The organism is Stenotrophomonas sp. 2YAF22 (genome assembly GCF_052114665.1).
Classification (GTDB): Bacteria; Pseudomonadota; Gammaproteobacteria; order Xanthomonadales; family Xanthomonadaceae; genus Stenotrophomonas; species Stenotrophomonas indicatrix.
Window position 1 is genome coordinate 1 of sequence record NZ_JBFRFE010000775.1, and the last position, 1,669, is coordinate 1,669.

The 1,669-nt window shown below is 68.7% G+C and carries 2 protein-coding genes; one reads left to right on the plus strand and one right to left on the minus strand.

The window, feature by feature from the left end; all coding sequences use genetic code 11:
* The coding region (locus tag AB4Y84_RS21010; protein ID WP_442250854.1) for an NAD(P)H-hydrate epimerase at positions 1-744 on the minus strand (744 nt) is incomplete at its 3' end.
* 23 nt (positions 745-767) lie between these two features.
* Between AB4Y84_RS21010 and queG the strand changes: the two genes are divergently transcribed.
* The coding region (queG, locus tag AB4Y84_RS21015) for a tRNA epoxyqueuosine(34) reductase QueG (protein ID WP_442250855.1) at positions 768-1,669 on the plus strand (902 nt) is incomplete at its 3' end.

The following is a 1,669-nucleotide window of genomic DNA, read 5'->3' on the forward strand; positions in this document are numbered from 1 at the left end:
CAGCACATGGCCGGATTCACCCTTGTGGCTGTTGGCACGGCGCGGCGGCAGCAGATCCGGCAGGCGCGGCTGCGTCCAGCATTCTGCAGCAGCGACGACACCCTGCCAGGCCGCATCGGCCAGCGTCAGTGGTGCCAGGTGCCTGCGCCCGGTGTATTCCAGTGCGTCGCCGGTGTACAGGCCGCGGTGGGCGACGATGAACTGCACTGTCAGGGCCGCGCGTACGGCTGCGCCCGGCACGCAGCCATGGTCGGCGTCGACACCGCTGGGTACGTCCAACGCCAACACCTGCGCCTGCTGCGCGTTCAGCGCCTCGATCAAGGCCAGTGCCGCACCCTCTGGTGCCCGGGAGAAGCCAAGGCCGAACAGGGCATCGACCCATATATCGGCCTGGGCCAGTTCGCCGTTGAAATCAGTGACGGTGCCGCCTGCGGACTTGAAATCCGCTGCGGCGCGCTGCGCCAACGCCGTGGAAGGTGGGCTGCCCGGCAGCGCGATCAGCTGCACCTGCCGCCCGGCCTGCAGCGCATGACAGGCCAGCACATAGCCATCGCCGCCATTGTTGCCGCTGCCAACCACCACGCCGATCCGCCGCGCCTGCGGCCAGTGCTGCAGCAGGCTCTGCCAGGCCGCCTGGCCCGCCTGGGCCATCAGGCCCCAGCCACCATCACCCGCCAGCGCGGAGGCCTGGGCATCGAGTGTGCGTGCGGCACGGGAATCGAACAGATCGGCGAGGTTGGCCATGCGGGGATTTTATACTGGTGCACATGTCCCCCGTCCCTGCCCCCCTCGATCCGGCCCTGGCCGTACAGCGCATCCGCGATCTGGCGCGCGCGCATGGCTTCCAGCGCTGCGGTATCGCCGGCATCGAACTGGGCGAGGACGAGGCGCACCTGGCCGACTGGCTGGGCCAGGGCCTGTACGGCACTATGGACTGGATGGCACGCCACGGCACCCTGCGCGCGCGCCCGGCAGAACTGCTTCCCGGCACCGTGCGGGTGATCTCGGTAGGCATGGACTACAGCCACAGGGACGACACCGAAGCGTGGGCGACCCTGGCCGATCCGGGGCGCGCCTACGTCGCCCGCTACGCGCTCGGCCGCGATTACCACAAGCTGATGCGCAACCGCCTGCAGAAGCTGGCCACGCAGATCAACGATGAGGTGGCGCCGCTGGGCTACCGCGTCTTCGTCGATTCGGCGCCAGTGCTGGAACGCGCGCTGGCACGCAACGCGGGGCTGGGCTGGATCGGCAAGCACACCTGCCTGATCGACCGCCACGGCGGCTCGTGGTTCTTCATCGGCGAGATCTACATCGACCTGCCGCTGCCGATCGACACGCCGGCCAGCGCGCACTGCGGCACCTGTACCCGCTGCATCGACGTCTGCCCGACCCAGGCCATCACCGCCCCGCAGCGGCTGGATGCGCGCCGCTGCATCTCCTACCTGACCATCGAGCATGACGGTGCGATTCCAGTGGAGATGCGACCGCTGATCGGCAACCGCATCTATGGCTGCGACGACTGCCAGCTGGTCTGCCCCTGGAACAAGTTCGCCAAGCGCACCGACGAGGCTGACTTCCGCGCCCGCAACAACCTGGACACCGCACGCCTGGACCAGTTGTTCGCATGGGACGAAGCTGAATTCCTGCGCCGTACCGAAGGCAGCCC